Annotated in this window: 13 protein-coding genes; 6 read left to right on the top strand and 7 right to left on the bottom strand. The window is 34.5% G+C overall.

Annotation, left to right across the window (positions count from 1 at the left end):
* Positions 1-48 precede the first annotated feature (48 nt).
* From A4F88_RS15825 to A4F88_RS15815, 3 genes are all read right to left on the bottom strand, one after another.
* Entirely contained in the window at positions 49-1449 is a 1401-nt protein-coding gene (locus tag A4F88_RS15825) for a DUF5723 family protein (RefSeq protein ID WP_068843605.1), read from the bottom strand.
* Positions 1446-1997 carry a hypothetical protein gene (locus A4F88_RS15820; RefSeq protein WP_068843604.1) on the bottom strand — a complete coding sequence of 184 codons (552 nt, stop codon included), beginning with the start codon at positions 1995-1997 and terminating at the stop codon, positions 1446-1448. Before A4F88_RS15820 ends, A4F88_RS15825 begins: the two co-directional genes overlap by 4 nt.
* Before the next feature lie 83 nt (positions 1998-2080).
* Positions 2081-2947, bottom strand: a complete 867-nt coding sequence (locus A4F88_RS15815) for a hydroxymethylglutaryl-CoA lyase (RefSeq protein ID WP_068843603.1) — start codon at positions 2945-2947, stop codon at positions 2081-2083.
* Between the two features lie 212 nt (positions 2948-3159).
* On the opposite strand from A4F88_RS15815, the gene A4F88_RS15810 reads away from it, so the two are divergent.
* Together A4F88_RS15810 and A4F88_RS15805 are read left to right on the top strand one after the other, a co-directional pair.
* Complete coding sequence (locus A4F88_RS15810; protein WP_068843602.1) at positions 3160-3774, top strand: SatD family protein; 615 nt, start codon at positions 3160-3162, stop codon at positions 3772-3774.
* Positions 3771-4487, top strand: a complete 717-nt coding sequence (locus tag A4F88_RS15805; protein ID WP_068843601.1) for a DUF3307 domain-containing protein — start codon at positions 3771-3773, stop codon at positions 4485-4487. Before A4F88_RS15810 ends, A4F88_RS15805 begins: the two co-directional genes overlap by 4 nt.
* Here the strand turns inward: A4F88_RS15805 and A4F88_RS15800 are convergent.
* Positions 4473-5507 carry a quinone-dependent dihydroorotate dehydrogenase gene (locus A4F88_RS15800; protein WP_068843600.1) on the bottom strand — a complete coding sequence of 345 codons (1035 nt, stop codon included), beginning with the start codon at positions 5505-5507 and terminating at the stop codon, positions 4473-4475. The genes A4F88_RS15805 and A4F88_RS15800 overlap by 15 nt on opposite strands.
* Before the next feature lie 282 nt (positions 5508-5789).
* Between A4F88_RS15800 and A4F88_RS15795 the strand changes: the two genes are divergently transcribed.
* From A4F88_RS15795 to A4F88_RS15780, 4 genes are all read left to right on the top strand, one after another.
* Entirely contained in the window at positions 5790-6797 is a 1008-nt protein-coding gene (locus A4F88_RS15795; RefSeq protein WP_068843705.1) for a DUF6515 family protein, read from the top strand.
* Between the two features lie 100 nt (positions 6798-6897).
* On the top strand, positions 6898-8034 hold the full coding sequence (locus tag A4F88_RS15790) for a formylglycine-generating enzyme family protein (RefSeq protein WP_068843599.1): 1137 nt from the start codon (positions 6898-6900) through the stop codon (positions 8032-8034).
* A gap of 122 nt (positions 8035-8156) precedes the next feature.
* Positions 8157-9434 carry a peptidase T gene (gene pepT / locus A4F88_RS15785; protein WP_068843598.1) on the top strand — a complete coding sequence of 426 codons (1278 nt, stop codon included), beginning with the start codon at positions 8157-8159 and terminating at the stop codon, positions 9432-9434.
* A 1-nt stretch (position 9435) separates the two neighbouring features.
* On the top strand, positions 9436-10023 hold the full coding sequence (locus A4F88_RS15780; RefSeq protein WP_068843704.1) for a YdeI/OmpD-associated family protein: 588 nt from the start codon (positions 9436-9438) through the stop codon (positions 10021-10023).
* 306 nt (positions 10024-10329) lie between these two features.
* On the opposite strand, the gene yajC is transcribed toward A4F88_RS15780, so the two are convergent.
* The 3 genes from yajC to A4F88_RS15765 all read right to left on the bottom strand — a co-directional run bounded on the left by yajC (position 10330) and on the right by A4F88_RS15765 (position 12964).
* The gene (yajC, locus tag A4F88_RS15775) at positions 10330-10605 is read right to left on the bottom strand and encodes a preprotein translocase subunit YajC (protein ID WP_056247152.1); all 276 of its coding nucleotides are present in this window, start codon (positions 10603-10605) and stop codon (positions 10330-10332) included.
* 74 nt (positions 10606-10679) lie between these two features.
* Positions 10680-11591 (bottom strand): transcription antitermination factor NusB, encoded by a 912-nt coding sequence (gene nusB, locus A4F88_RS15770; RefSeq protein ID WP_068843703.1) that lies wholly within the window; start codon positions 11589-11591, stop codon positions 10680-10682.
* Between the two features lie 266 nt (positions 11592-11857).
* Positions 11858-12964, bottom strand: a complete 1107-nt coding sequence (locus A4F88_RS15765) for a Glu/Leu/Phe/Val family dehydrogenase (protein WP_068843597.1) — start codon at positions 12962-12964, stop codon at positions 11858-11860.
* Positions 12965-12969 lie beyond the last annotated feature (5 nt).

Here is a 12969-nt window from a genome sequence, read left to right as displayed (position 1 = left end):
TCAACTCTGTTCGAACTGACAGAATCAAATGAACTTATATGCAAAAAACTAATCTTCAGAATTCTGGAAAACAAAATTAAACCCTATTTGAAACGCCATACTATTGGCTTTTGAAATGTCTTTGTATTCGAGGACATTATTGACAAGAGCGTACATATTTAATTTTCCGAGTGTTCCTGAAAGTCCAAAACCGATATTTTTATGAGAATAAGAATCGTATGTATAGGTCGCTTTAAAGTCTAATTTATCAAAGATACTACGTCTGTAAAAAGCCGTTAACGCCACAAAAGGTTCAACTGGCATAGACATAGCAAATAATTGTGCGCCAACCCCATTAACATATTTTCGGGTTACTTTTCCTCTACAATTACATTCGTCATCAGAACGGGATTCTCCAAATGAATATTGAATTGAAGAGTAGAATTTTGTTGGTCTCCAGGTGGTATATTTATTATATAATGTGTCTCGCGGAATGGCTTTGTTAAATTCATCAAAGACATTTTCTGGTTCATTTACAGGATCAAAACTAGGATTTACTCCTTTGTAGTTATAAGTACCTTTATAGGTTAAAGTCTCAATATCTTTGGTATGTCTTATAAACCCTAAATCGACGATACTCGCTGTAAACTGAAGATTTTCTTTGAAATAATAGGTAAGTCCGGCGTCGAATCCTAAACCTAGGCTTCCGTTAAAAAAAGTATTATGGGCTATATCACCTGCAATGTTTCCTTCGTATTCATCCTTTGTAAAAGTGGCAATTCCAGAAGTTCGAAGTTCTAAATTGGAAGATATGGTTTGTGTATAGATATTGGGCGTTCCGGCAATTTGTCCTGTATAAATAAATCCTGAATTTTTGGTCGAGGTGGCATTAGCACCACTGGAATACAATTTGGCACGACCTCCAAGAACCAGTTTTTCATTTAGTTTTTTATGAAACCCAACATGAAATACTGAAAGCACTTCGGCTCTAAGACTCAGATCTGCAAGATTAAATGATTTTCCGATATAATCCCGATTTCCGTCTAATGCTAGTATCGCAGGATCTTTGGGAACGTACATTAAAAAATCAAATTCCTGATAGGCTCCAAACGAAATATAGGATTGACTATCTTTTCCTCCTACTCTAAAACCTCCTGAAAATATTTCCAGTTGCTGATTAGCCTGCGCTTTATCTTTGTTTGAAGAATTATTAATAACATTTCGAAGCTTATCATTAAAATCAACTCCGTTATTGGCAAACAAATCATAGGCTGAAAAACTGCTGGAACCTAAATTGGCTGAAATTCCGGATAAAACCGGAACTCCAAAATAGAATTTATATGATACATCGGCTCCTGGATTTACCATTGACGATTGTGGGATTGCTGTAAAATTATATAGGACTTCTTTGTTTTGAGCCAAACAAGAGAACTGAATTATCAACGCTATAATTACGTATATTTTTCTCATTCGATTACCATATATACGGTTCCACCTGATCGAAATTTTAAACTGCCAGTACTATTTTGATCTAATGCCGGACCGGGCGCCATTCTGACAAAAAAAGCAATTTTAACTGTTTTTTTCAGAAGATCTAATCTTTGGTTTTCGAATACTTCTGTTGGATATTTGATAATATTTGTAGTTCCTGAATAGGCTGGAATTGGATACGAATCGGTTTCGAGAATCTTACCCGAAGCATCCAAAAGCACCATGTCGACAGTAAAAGCCCTGATTATAGTGTTGTTAATCTCAAAATCAAATTCGGCTTTTTTCAGGTTGTCTCTAAAAAATTTATCTTTGAAGGCATCAAATTCCTGTTCATCGAATATAACTTGTCCTCCGCCACTATTAGCCAATTGCGTTGCCGGAACATCAAAGTAAGCCAGATTAGCTACGAAAACAGGTTCTAATTTAAGATCTTTTACCTGATTAAAATCAAGGTCACTTGAACAGGAAAGAAATAAAGTAGACAAAAGCACTACCTTAGAAATTCTTTGTATAAATTTTACTAGCATGACTTTAGTTATTAGTCTTAATAATAAACAACGTTGTTTGTCAACACTTATTATATGCTTTGATACGTAAAGATAAACTATTCCTAATGATATTTTCCAAACAATTTTGATGCTTCATTATAAGCACTTTCAAAACTTAGAGAGTTTAAACCGGTTACTTTTTTATGGGCTGTAAAATAAGAAATAAGTTTTTCTGTTGGCATATTTCCCGTTAGTTTGTCTGTTGCCATTGGGCATCCGCCAAATCCCTGTATAGCACCATCAAAACGGGTACAACCTGCTTTTGATGCTGCATCTATTTTCTCAAACCAACTGTCTGGCGTGGTATGTAAATGTGCCCCAAATTCTATTTGAGGGTATTTTGGGATTAAATTTGAAAAAAGATACGTGATCACTTCCGGTGTTGAGCTACCAACTGTATCTGAAAGCGATAAAATCTTTACGCCCATTCCGGCTAATTTTTCTGTCCACTCCCCTACAATTTCAACATTCCACGGATCTCCATATGGATTTCCGAATCCCATTGAAAGATAGGTTACTACTTCTTTATTTTTTTTCTCAGCAATTTCCAGAATTTCTTCCAGTGTTACCAATGATTCTGCAATTGTTTTATGCGTGTTACGCATCTGGAAGTTCTCTGATATAGAAAAAGGAAATCCCAAATATTGAATTGGCTCGTGTTCTGCTGCCTTAGCCGCACCTTGTGTATTAGCAATAATCGCTAACAATTTACTGGTTGTTTGCGATAAATCGAGTTGTGCCAAAACCTCAGCTGTATCCTGCATTTGCGGAATTGCTTTTGGAGACACAAAACTTCCAAAATCAATCGTATCAAAACCTACTCTAAGCAAAGCCTGTATATAGGAAACTTTGTTTTTAGTAGGAATAAAAGTTTTGATGCCTTGCATAGCATCACGTGGACATTCGATAATTTTGATTTCTTTATTCAAAGCTTACTCTTTTGTAATGGCTAAGTTAGTTCCTTTTTTAAAGAAATAAAAGTTATAATTTTCTTTTAACTGTCGTATTACTAAAAAGGGTAATAACATACAACATTACCAAATTAGGTAATAAACATAAGTATTACCAAAAAACGTAATAATAAAAACTATTACTTATATTTGTAATATAAATTTTATTATTTTTAATTATATTTGATATCATGACGAGTGTAATTACAGGGGATATTATCGATTCCAGACAGCAAAAATCAAAACATTGGGTGGAGGATTTAAAAAAAATACTTTCTCCGTTTGGAGAAACTCCTGAACAATGGGAGATCTACAGAGGTGATGAATTTCAGGTCGAGATTAAAGATCCTGAAGAAGCTTTGTTGTCGGCTATTTTAATAAAGGCACATTTAAAAGCTATAAAATTAGATGCCCGAATGAGTATTGGTTTTGGAGATAAAACTCATAATGCTGAAAAAATATCAGAAAGCAATGGTTCTGCATTTATGCACTCAGGGGAAGTTTTTGAGACCTTAAAGAAACAGAAACTAACACTGGCAATGCGAACGGGAGATACAAATATAGACGAAAAAATGAATTTGATGCTGCAGCTGGCTTTGACTTTTATGGACAACTGGCTTGCACAATCTGCTGAATTTGTAGCGCTTGCAATAGAAAACCCCGCTTTATCGCAAGACGAATTGGGACAAAAATTAGGCATCAATCAGGCTGCCGTGAGCCGAAGACAAAAACGGGCCCAATTTGATTTGGTACTAAATTTAGATCGGTATTTCAGAACACAAATAAAACAACTTAGAACGTTATGATTTTATTTATAAAACTACTTTTAGCACATTTACTAGGCGATTTTATATGGCAGCCAAATTCGTGGGTGGCTCACAAAGAAACCAAAAAGCACAAAAGTGTTTATTTATACCTTCATATTCTTTTGCATGGAATTCTTACCGGGATTTTAGTTGGTGAGGTTCGGTTTATTCCTTACGCTGCTTTAATTGCCGTAACACATGGTATCATTGATGTAATTAAATTACATTTCCAAAAACAAAAAACAAAACGTACCTGGTTTATTGTCGACCAAATAGCACATCTTCTGGTTTTAATTCTGGTTGTGTTGCTTTATCAGGACGAAGCGATCAACTTTTCATGGTTCGATAATCAGCTTTGGGTTTTATTGACAGGTTTTTTATTATTGACTAAACCCACCTCCATTTTTATCAAAACTGTCATTTCGATCTGGCATCCCGAAAGCCAAAATAGCAATCAGGATAATTCACTAAGCAAAGCAGGAAATTATATTGGTATATTAGAGCGCTTATTTGTATTCTGTTTTATCTTAACAGGACATTTTGAAGCAATTGGATTTTTATTGGCAGCAAAATCTATCTTTAGATTTGGAGATCTAAAGGAAGCCAAAGACCGAAAGCTTACCGAGTATGTGATGATTGGTACTTTATTAAGTTTTGGAACTGCAATTATTACAGGATTAATCGTTCAGGCGTTGATCTTACAACTGCTTTAAAACCTTTTTATTAATTGCTTTAATCAAAGCCGGACCTTCATAAATAAAACCAGTATACAATTGTACCAAACTTGCTCCGGCATTTAGTTTTTCGATCGCATCATCTGCAGAGTGTATTCCGCCTACACCAATAATAGGGAATGCTTTGTTACTTTTTTCCGAAAGAAAACGAATTACTTCTGTAGAGCGTTTGGTTAATGGTTTTCCGGACAAACCTCCCATTTCTGTTTGATTGGCAGATTGTAAACCTTCTCTCGAAATAGTAGTATTAGTAGCAATTACACCTGCAATTTGTGTCGTTTTTACAATATCAATAATATCTAATAATTGCTCATCTGTAAGGTCGGGAGCAATTTTTAAAAGAATTGGCTTTACTTTTTGGGTACTTGTTTTTTGTTTTTCAATATTTCTGTTTTGTAGTGTCTGCAACAAAGCTGTTAAAGGCTCTTTATCCTGTAAAGCTCTTAAATTAGGAGTATTAGGAGAACTCACATTTACCACAAAATAATCTACATGATCAAACAAGGCATCAAAACAAATAATATAATCGTCTACTGCATTTTCGTTTGGCGTAACTTTATTTTTACCAATATTTCCGCCAATCAAAACTCCTGAATTCTTTTTCAAACGTTCTACGGCTTCAAGAACACCTCCGTTATTAAATCCCATACGGTTAATAATCGCCTGATCTTCCTTTAAACGAAACAAACGTTTTTTAGGGTTTCCTTCCTGACCAACCGGAGTTACAGTTCCGATTTCGATAAAACCAAAACCAAAATCAGAAAGCTCTTTGTACAATTTGGCATCTTTATCAAATCCTGCAGCAAGTCCAACCGGGTTTTTAAATTTTATTCCGAAAACTTCACGCTCCAGGCGAGTATCTTTTACTTCATAAACTGATCTTATAATTGCCGAAACACCTGGGATTTTTGAAATGAATTTTACAAATGAAAAAGTAAAGTAATGCACTTCTTCAGGATCAAACCAAAAAAGTATCGGACGAATTATCAATTTATACATAAGAGTGTTGTGTGTGTTTTTTCGAGTGCAAATTTAATTATAAAACTTGAAAGTGACTATAGTTTATACAAAACTGTTTTTATTTTACGCGTTACTCCTATTTAAATCATAATATCCTTCCTACCATTTCAAAATATTCCTGCAAAAACATTTTCTTTTTAATTCATTTTCACATTAAACCTAATTTAAAGAAAAAGAGAAGGTTACGCATTAAAATGATTTTTGATTTTTACAAATATTCTTATTTTTTTTCATAATTTTAATGGACTTAAAACACTGAAAATGAAAAACATAAAAAAAACTCTTAGAAAAACAGCACTTATGTGCTTAATGGGATCATTTTTTTTGATTTCAATTGATAGTATTGCACAACGTCATGGTGGAGGAAATGGCGGACACAGAGGCGGCACTACAGCAAGACCTGCCCAGTCACGACCAGCACAAGCAAGACCAGCAAATCAAACCAGACCCGGATCGAATGGCGCAGGAATAAAGAGACCGGCAAACACAACAAGACCCGGATCTAATGGTGCAGGAGTTAATAATCCTAACAGAGCCACCCGACCTTCTGCCGGTTCAAATTCAAATATTGGTGATCGTACAAATAACAGAAATTCTAACACTATAAACAGAAACAATTCCGGTAACCGAAACACTAACATAAGTGGCAATACAGTGAACAGAAACCGAAATAATGTAAACATCAATGTCAACAATAATATAAATGTCCGCAACAATCGTAATACTGTAGTAAGACGAAACACAGCCATTGTTTATGCCCGGCCTCCATACAGATATGGCGGTTACAGATACAATTGCTATCATCCTTACTATCCTCGCCCTTACAGACCGTATTATTGGGGTCCTGTTTGGCATCCGTGGGGATTTTTCGTAGCTACTTTGGCCGTCACAGCAATTATAGTTAGCGTCGAAAATGAAAAATATCATTATGATCAGGGAGTGTGGTACACGTCTTCTAGCGGAGGTTATACAGCAGTTCCTGCCCCGGTTGGAGCAACAATAAACAATATCCCCAGCGGAGCTGAAACGGTAAATACAGGAACAGTAAACAATTACTATTACGGAGGTACTTATTATGAAAAAGACGGAAGTAATTATAAAGTAGTCGCACCAACAGCCGGAACTTTAGTCGATAAATTACCTGAAGGCGGCGAAGAAGTAACTATTGGCGATGTAAAATATGTAAAATTCGGCGAAACTTACTATCAGCCTGTTCAGGTAGACGGAAAAGACAAATACGAAGTTGTTCTTGTTGAGGAAGACAAATAAACTACACTAACCTTATCAAATAAATAGAGTTTGATAAGGTTATTTTTTTAACTTTACCCCATTCTATTAACAACCACTATTCAGACTAAAATTAACCATAATGAAAAACAAAACATATTGGATTCTAGCCATCCTGACAATCTTCATTATTACTATTGCTTACAGCTATAATAAACTACTTGTACCCAAACATACAATGGCAGCTATGGATTGTAAAGAAACTCCTGATACCGCTGCAGAATCTGTTTTTAAGCCTACTATTGAAAACAAAAATAAACCTGCAGGCAAAACACCAAAAGGAATGGTTTGGATTCCGGGTGGTGAATTTTCCATGGGAAGCAATGTTGAGGATGAAAGTTTATGCAGTATAAAAGGAGTTACAAAAGATGCAGCTCCTGTACACAGAGTGTATGTTGATGGTTATTATATGGATCAAACCGAGGTAACCAATGAAGAATATGAGAAATTTGTAAAAGCAACCGGTTATATTACCGTTGCAGAACAAAAACCAACAAAAGAAGAATTTCCAACTGCATCCGAAGAAGATTTAATCACCGGTTCTGTAATTTTCACTCCTACTTCATCAGCAGTAAACCTGAATAATTTTTTACAATGGTGGTCCTACGTTGGCGGAACAGACTGGAAGCATCCTCTTGGACCTGAAAGTTCTATAAAAGGCAAAGAAAAATACCCTGTAGTACACATTACTTACGAAGATGCTGCTGCGTATGCTAAATGGGCAGGAAAAAGACTTCCTACTGAAGCAGAATGGGAGTTTGCGGCACGTGGTGGCAAAACAGGAAATTTATATGCCTGGGGAAATACCCTAAAACCTAATGGAAAATTTCAGGCAAATATCTATCAGGGACACTTTCCTATTAAAGATGGCGACACAGGAGAAGACGGCTTTAAAGGCATCGCTCCTACTGCTCAATATGCTCCAAATGGATACGGATTATACGATATGGCCGGAAATGTATGGGAATGGACAAGCGACTGGTACAGTGTAGACTATTACAAAACATTAAGCGAAAGCGGAACAACAGCCAGAAACCCTCAAGGACCAACTGCTTACAATGATCCTAACGATCCAACACAAATAAAACGTGTACATCGTGGCGGTTCTTTTTTATGCACAGATCAATATTGTACGCGATATATGGTGGGAACACGCGGAAAAGGCGAAGTACGATCTGCTGCCAATCATCTTGGTTTTAGATGTGTGAAAAGTATTTAAACTAAAAAATCATTATCAATATAAAGGCTCTGTTTTCAGAGTCTTTTTTATTTGTTTTTATAAGAAAACCACAAAATAGATCTGCTAAAAAAAATACTTATATTTGCTAAAAATTAAAAGAAATGCAACATATCATAGATCGTTTTATCAGTTATGTAACAATTGATACGGAATCAGATCCAAATTCGAAAACAACTCCAAGTACAGAAAAACAATGGAATCTGGCCAACAAATTAGTGGAAGAACTAAAAACAATTGGTTTATCAGATGTTACCATAGATGACAAAGCATATATCATGGCAACGCTGCCAAGTAATGTAGATCACGAAGTACCTACAATTGGTTTTGTTTCACACTTTGATACTTCGCCTGATTTTAGCGGCGCAAATGTTAAGCCTCAGATTGTAGAAAATTACGACGGAAAAGACATTGTATTAAACGCTGAGAAAAATATTGTTTTATCTCCAAATTATTTTAAAGATTTATTACAATATAAAGGACAAACCATAATCACAACTGACGGAACTACTTTGTTGGGAGCTGATGATAAGGCCGGGATTACAGAAATTGTTTCGGCTATGGAATATTTAATTCAGCATCCTGAAATTAAACACGGAAAAATCAGAATTGGTTTTACTCCTGATGAAGAAATTGGCCGTGGTGCTCATCACTTTGATGTAGAGAAATTTGGTGCAGCCTGGGCTTATACTATGGACGGAAGTCAGATTGGTGAATTAGAATATGAAAATTTTAATGCTGCCGGAGCTAAAATTACTTTTAAAGGAAAAAGTGTTCATCCTGGTTATGCCAAGGGAAAAATGATCAATTCTTTGTTAATAGCCAATGATTTTATCAACGAACTTCCAAAAGACGAAACTCCACAGGAAACTAAAGGTTACGAAGGCTTTTTTCATGTACACCATTTAAACGGAAGTATCGAGGAAACCGTTTTAGAATTGATTATTCGCGATCATAACAAAAAGAAATTCGAAAAACGTAAAGACCTGATTGTAAAAATTGCGAAAAAAATCAATAAAAAATTCGCAAAACAATTTGGTGAAGATATTGTAATTGCAGAAGTAAAAGACCAATATTACAATATGAAGGAAAAAGTTCTTCCGGTTAAACATATTGTTGATATTGCCGAGAAAGCAATGAAAGAATTAAATATCAAACCTATCATAAAGCCAATTCGCGGCGGAACTGACGGATCGCAATTATCATTTATGGGATTACCTTGTCCGAATATATTTGCTGGTGGTCATAACTTTCACGGAAAATATGAATATGTTCCTGCTGAAAGTATTCAAAAAGCAACTGATGTAATTGTAAAAATTGCTGAGTTAACTGCTATTCCTGGTATTTTTGATGTACCTGAAAAACCTAAAAGAAAAAGATAAATTGGAACCGGCTTCTGACAAAAAATATACTTGGGACAAAGTCAATAACTGGCAAGAAGAATTACTCTTTCTAAAATCAATTATTGACAAAACCGAATTAGTTGAAACCATAAAATGGGGTGGTCCTGTTTATGTTTTCAATAAAAAAAATGTTATCGGAATTGGAGGCTTTAAAGATTATTTTACAATTTGGTTTTTCAATGGTGTTTTTCTTAAAGATGAGAAAAAGAGACTCATCAATGCTCAGGAAGACAAAACAAAATCTTTACGCCAATGGCGCTTTACGTCAAAAGATGAAGTAGATGAAAAAGAGGTTTTAGCCTACATTGCAGAAGCTATCGAAAACGAAAAACAAGGAAAAGTAATTAAACCTTCTAAAAAAGAAGCAATTGTTTCTGAGCTTTTTCAAAAAGAAATAAATCAAAATCAGGCTTTGGCAGAAGCATTTCAAAAATTCAGCCCTTATAAGCAGTATGAGTTTCTGGAATATATTGAAACTGCCAAACAGGAAAAAACTAAACTTTCGAGAATAGAGAAAGTAATTCCGATGATTTTAGCAAATGTGGGATTGAATGACAAATACAGGTAAATTTTAGAAATTTCAATTTAGAAAATTTATACACTTAGAGACCTTTGTCAAAGTTTTAAACTTTGACAAAGGTTTTTTTTTGCGGTTCTAGCAAAATTTTACCCGTAAAGTTTGTCATTCCGAGGAACGAGGAATCTCCACCAGAAACTCTACAAAGATTGGAGATTTACGTTGCGGAGCTACTTGCGAAGATTCCTCGTTCCTCGGAATGACAAGATTGTAGTGAATTAGGTTATAACCAAAAAAAAAAAAAAATCCTAAATTCCATTAGGAATTTGGGATTTTCTAATATTGCTATTTAAAAAATTATGCTTTTTTAGCCAAAGCAGCGCTCATTTCCATAGAAATTGCAGAACGCTCAATTTTTAATTTTCCAGACATCGTTTCGATAACAGCGCTTGTTTCAGCAAGCTCTACAATTTTACCGTGAAAACCACTTTTAGTAATTATTTTGTCACCTACTTTTAGGCCGCTTTCAAATTCTTTTTCGTTTTTTGCTCTTTTTTGTTGTGGTCTGATCATAAAGAAATACAGCACTACAAACATTAGTAAATAAGGAGCAAATTTCATTAAATCTTGCATAGTATTCAGTTTTTATTTTTGTTATTAATATTATGTTTTTAGCTCTCTGCCTTCACGCAGAGCGATATTTATAATTACATTAATCCTCTTCCTACTTTTACCATCTTTTTGTTGGCAGTAAGCTCTTTTACAAGATTATCTAAAATTCCGTTGATAAAAATACTGCTTTTTGGTGTAGAATACTCTTTTGCAATTTCTAAATATTCATTTAGTGTTACTTTTACCGGAATTGATGGGAATTTCAAAAATTCGCAAATTGCCATTTTCAGAATAATGGTATCAATTTCAGCAATCCTTTCGCTGTCCCAATTTGGTGTTTTATCATCGTATTCTTTTGCAAAAACAGATTCGTTTAGTACTGTTCTTCTGAACAAGTCTTTTGCGAAATCTTTATCTTCTACATCTTTATACAATTTTGGCACTCTGAAATCATCAGGATCTTCTGTTTTAATTGCTTTTAATTGTTTGATAATATGAGTATTTACAACCGGAATATCATCAACCCAGGTTAATTTATCATCTTCCAGATACTCATACAACTTTTCATTTGGAACAATAACATCAGCAAACAAATCAATTACAAATTGTCTGTCTTCCTCAAAAGTATTGGTTGAATTGCTCATGTATTTTGCATACAATTCGCTTGATTTAATATCATTTAAAAGTAAAATGATATAATCATCATTCAGGTTCCAGTTGTTGATTTTACGATTTTCTAAAGCGATGCTAAGTGAATTACTCTCGGCAAGAAGTTGAAAAATTTTGTTTTTTACAAATTTTTCGTTTGGATTACGTTCTGCAGCAGTTGCAAGATGTTTTTTGCTTGATAGATGTAAAAAAACAGATTCTTTTTTGCAAATTTCAATTAATGAAGAAAGCATTATAAGATATAAGTCCTGAATATTATCAATACTATAAAAAAGAAACTTCTCTTCTTTTTCCAGATTATCAGAACCGCTTTGATGCATTGCATAAATGGATTGCATTACTTTAACGCGTATGTGTCTTCTATTTACCACCTTGTAAGAACATTTAAAAATTAGTCTGCAAAATTAGGAATTTCAATCCTGATATTAAAATTAAATCTATAAAAAGTCACAGTATACAGTCGTAGTTTTCATTAATTGCAAAAACTTCGAAGAAAATGATTTGTTTTCAGATCTAAAAAAAGTCCCAGTTTTCAGTCACGGTTTCAGGTTATGCCTAAAACGGTGACTGAGACTGAGACTCTCAACAATAAACTTTGTTTTTATTATTTTTTACTGTTTTCAATTTTTCTCAAATCAATACGATTTTGAGCAATTGTAAGAGCAGCTTTATGTGTAGTCATTCCGTTTTTCACAGCATAATCGATAATTTCTAAAGTAGTATTATAGATATTTTCAGTTTTTGCCATGATTTCAGGTTTACCATAATGCTCTAATTCAGCATAAACATTGATGATTCCACCAGCGTTGATAAGGAAATCCGGTGCATATAAAATGCCTCTTTCCTGTAATCTTGCTCCGTGAACATTTTCATCTGCTAACTGGTTGTTTGCAGCACCTGCAATTACTTTAGCTTTAATTTTATTTACAGTCTCATCATTGATAATAGCTCCCATTGCACATGGCGCATAAATATCAACATCTGCAGTATACAAATCTTCGCCAGTATAAACTGTTGCGTTATATTTTGTAGCTACCTGATATAATTTTTCTTCGTTAATATCAGTGATGGTTACGATTGCACCTTCTTTAGTTAAATATTCAACCAAAGCTTCACCAACGTGACCAATACCCTGAACCAAAACTTTTTTACCGTCTAAAGCATCAGTACCAAACTGGCTTTTTGCAGCAGCTTTCATTCCAAGATAAACACCGTAAGCTGTTATTGGAGAAGGATTTCCTGAACCACCTCTCTCTTCAGAGATTCCTGTAACATAAGGCGTTACATCTCTCACAGTGTCCATGTCTTTTGTTTCCATTCCAACATCTTCAGCTGTGATATATCTTCCGCCTAAAGAGTGTACAAACTCTCCAAACTTACGCATCAATTCAGGTGTTTTTTGCGTTTTAGCATCACCAATAATTACGGCTTTACCTCCACCAATATTTAATCCTGTGATCGCAGATTTATAAGTCATACCTCTTGAAAGACGCAAAACATCATTTAATGCTTCCCATTCAGTATTATAATTCCACATTCTGGTTCCTCCTAAAGCTGGTCCCATAACCGAATTATGAATACCAATAATTGCTTTTAAACCTGTATCTTTGTCATTGCAAAATACAATTTGTTCGTGATCGTCAAAAGATAGTTGACCAAAAACAGGATCCATTTTTTGAAGTTCCTTTCCAGTTGCGAAAGTTGCATCCATAGCTA

This window comes from Flavobacterium chilense, from assembly GCF_001602525.1.
In the GTDB taxonomy this organism is placed as follows: Bacteria; Bacteroidota; Bacteroidia; order Flavobacteriales; family Flavobacteriaceae; genus Flavobacterium; species Flavobacterium chilense.
The sequence above is the reverse complement of the archived record's forward strand: the minus strand, read 5'-3'. Positions and strand labels throughout refer to the sequence as shown.

What these genes read in the sequence shown, in the direction of transcription:
- A4F88_RS15800 (WP_068843600.1), bottom strand. Translation starts at nt 5,507, where the DNA reads ATGTATAAATTGATAATTCGTCCGATACTTTTTTGGTTTGATCCTGAA.
- yajC (WP_056247152.1), bottom strand. Translation starts at nt 10,605, where the DNA reads ATGCAAGATTTAATGAAATTTGCTCCTTATTTACTAATGTTTGTAGTG.
- A4F88_RS15810 (WP_068843602.1), top strand. Translation starts at nt 3,160, where the DNA reads ATGACGAGTGTAATTACAGGGGATATTATCGATTCCAGACAGCAAAAA.
- A4F88_RS15790 (WP_068843599.1), top strand. Translation starts at nt 6,898, where the DNA reads ATGAAAAACAAAACATATTGGATTCTAGCCATCCTGACAATCTTCATT.
- nusB (WP_068843703.1), bottom strand. Translation starts at nt 11,591, where the DNA reads ATGCAATCCATTTATGCAATGCATCAAAGCGGTTCTGATAATCTGGAA.
- A4F88_RS15795 (WP_068843705.1), top strand. Translation starts at nt 5,790, where the DNA reads ATGAAAAACATAAAAAAAACTCTTAGAAAAACAGCACTTATGTGCTTA.
- A4F88_RS15765 (WP_068843597.1), bottom strand. Translation starts at nt 12,964, where the DNA reads ATGGATGCAACTTTCGCAACTGGAAAGGAACTTCAAAAAATGGATCCT.
- A4F88_RS15820 (WP_068843604.1), bottom strand. Translation starts at nt 1,997, where the DNA reads ATGCTAGTAAAATTTATACAAAGAATTTCTAAGGTAGTGCTTTTGTCT.
- A4F88_RS15805 (WP_068843601.1), top strand. Translation starts at nt 3,771, where the DNA reads ATGATTTTATTTATAAAACTACTTTTAGCACATTTACTAGGCGATTTT.
- pepT (WP_068843598.1), top strand. Translation starts at nt 8,157, where the DNA reads ATGCAACATATCATAGATCGTTTTATCAGTTATGTAACAATTGATACG.
- A4F88_RS15825 (WP_068843605.1), bottom strand. Translation starts at nt 1,449, where the DNA reads ATGAGAAAAATATACGTAATTATAGCGTTGATAATTCAGTTCTCTTGT.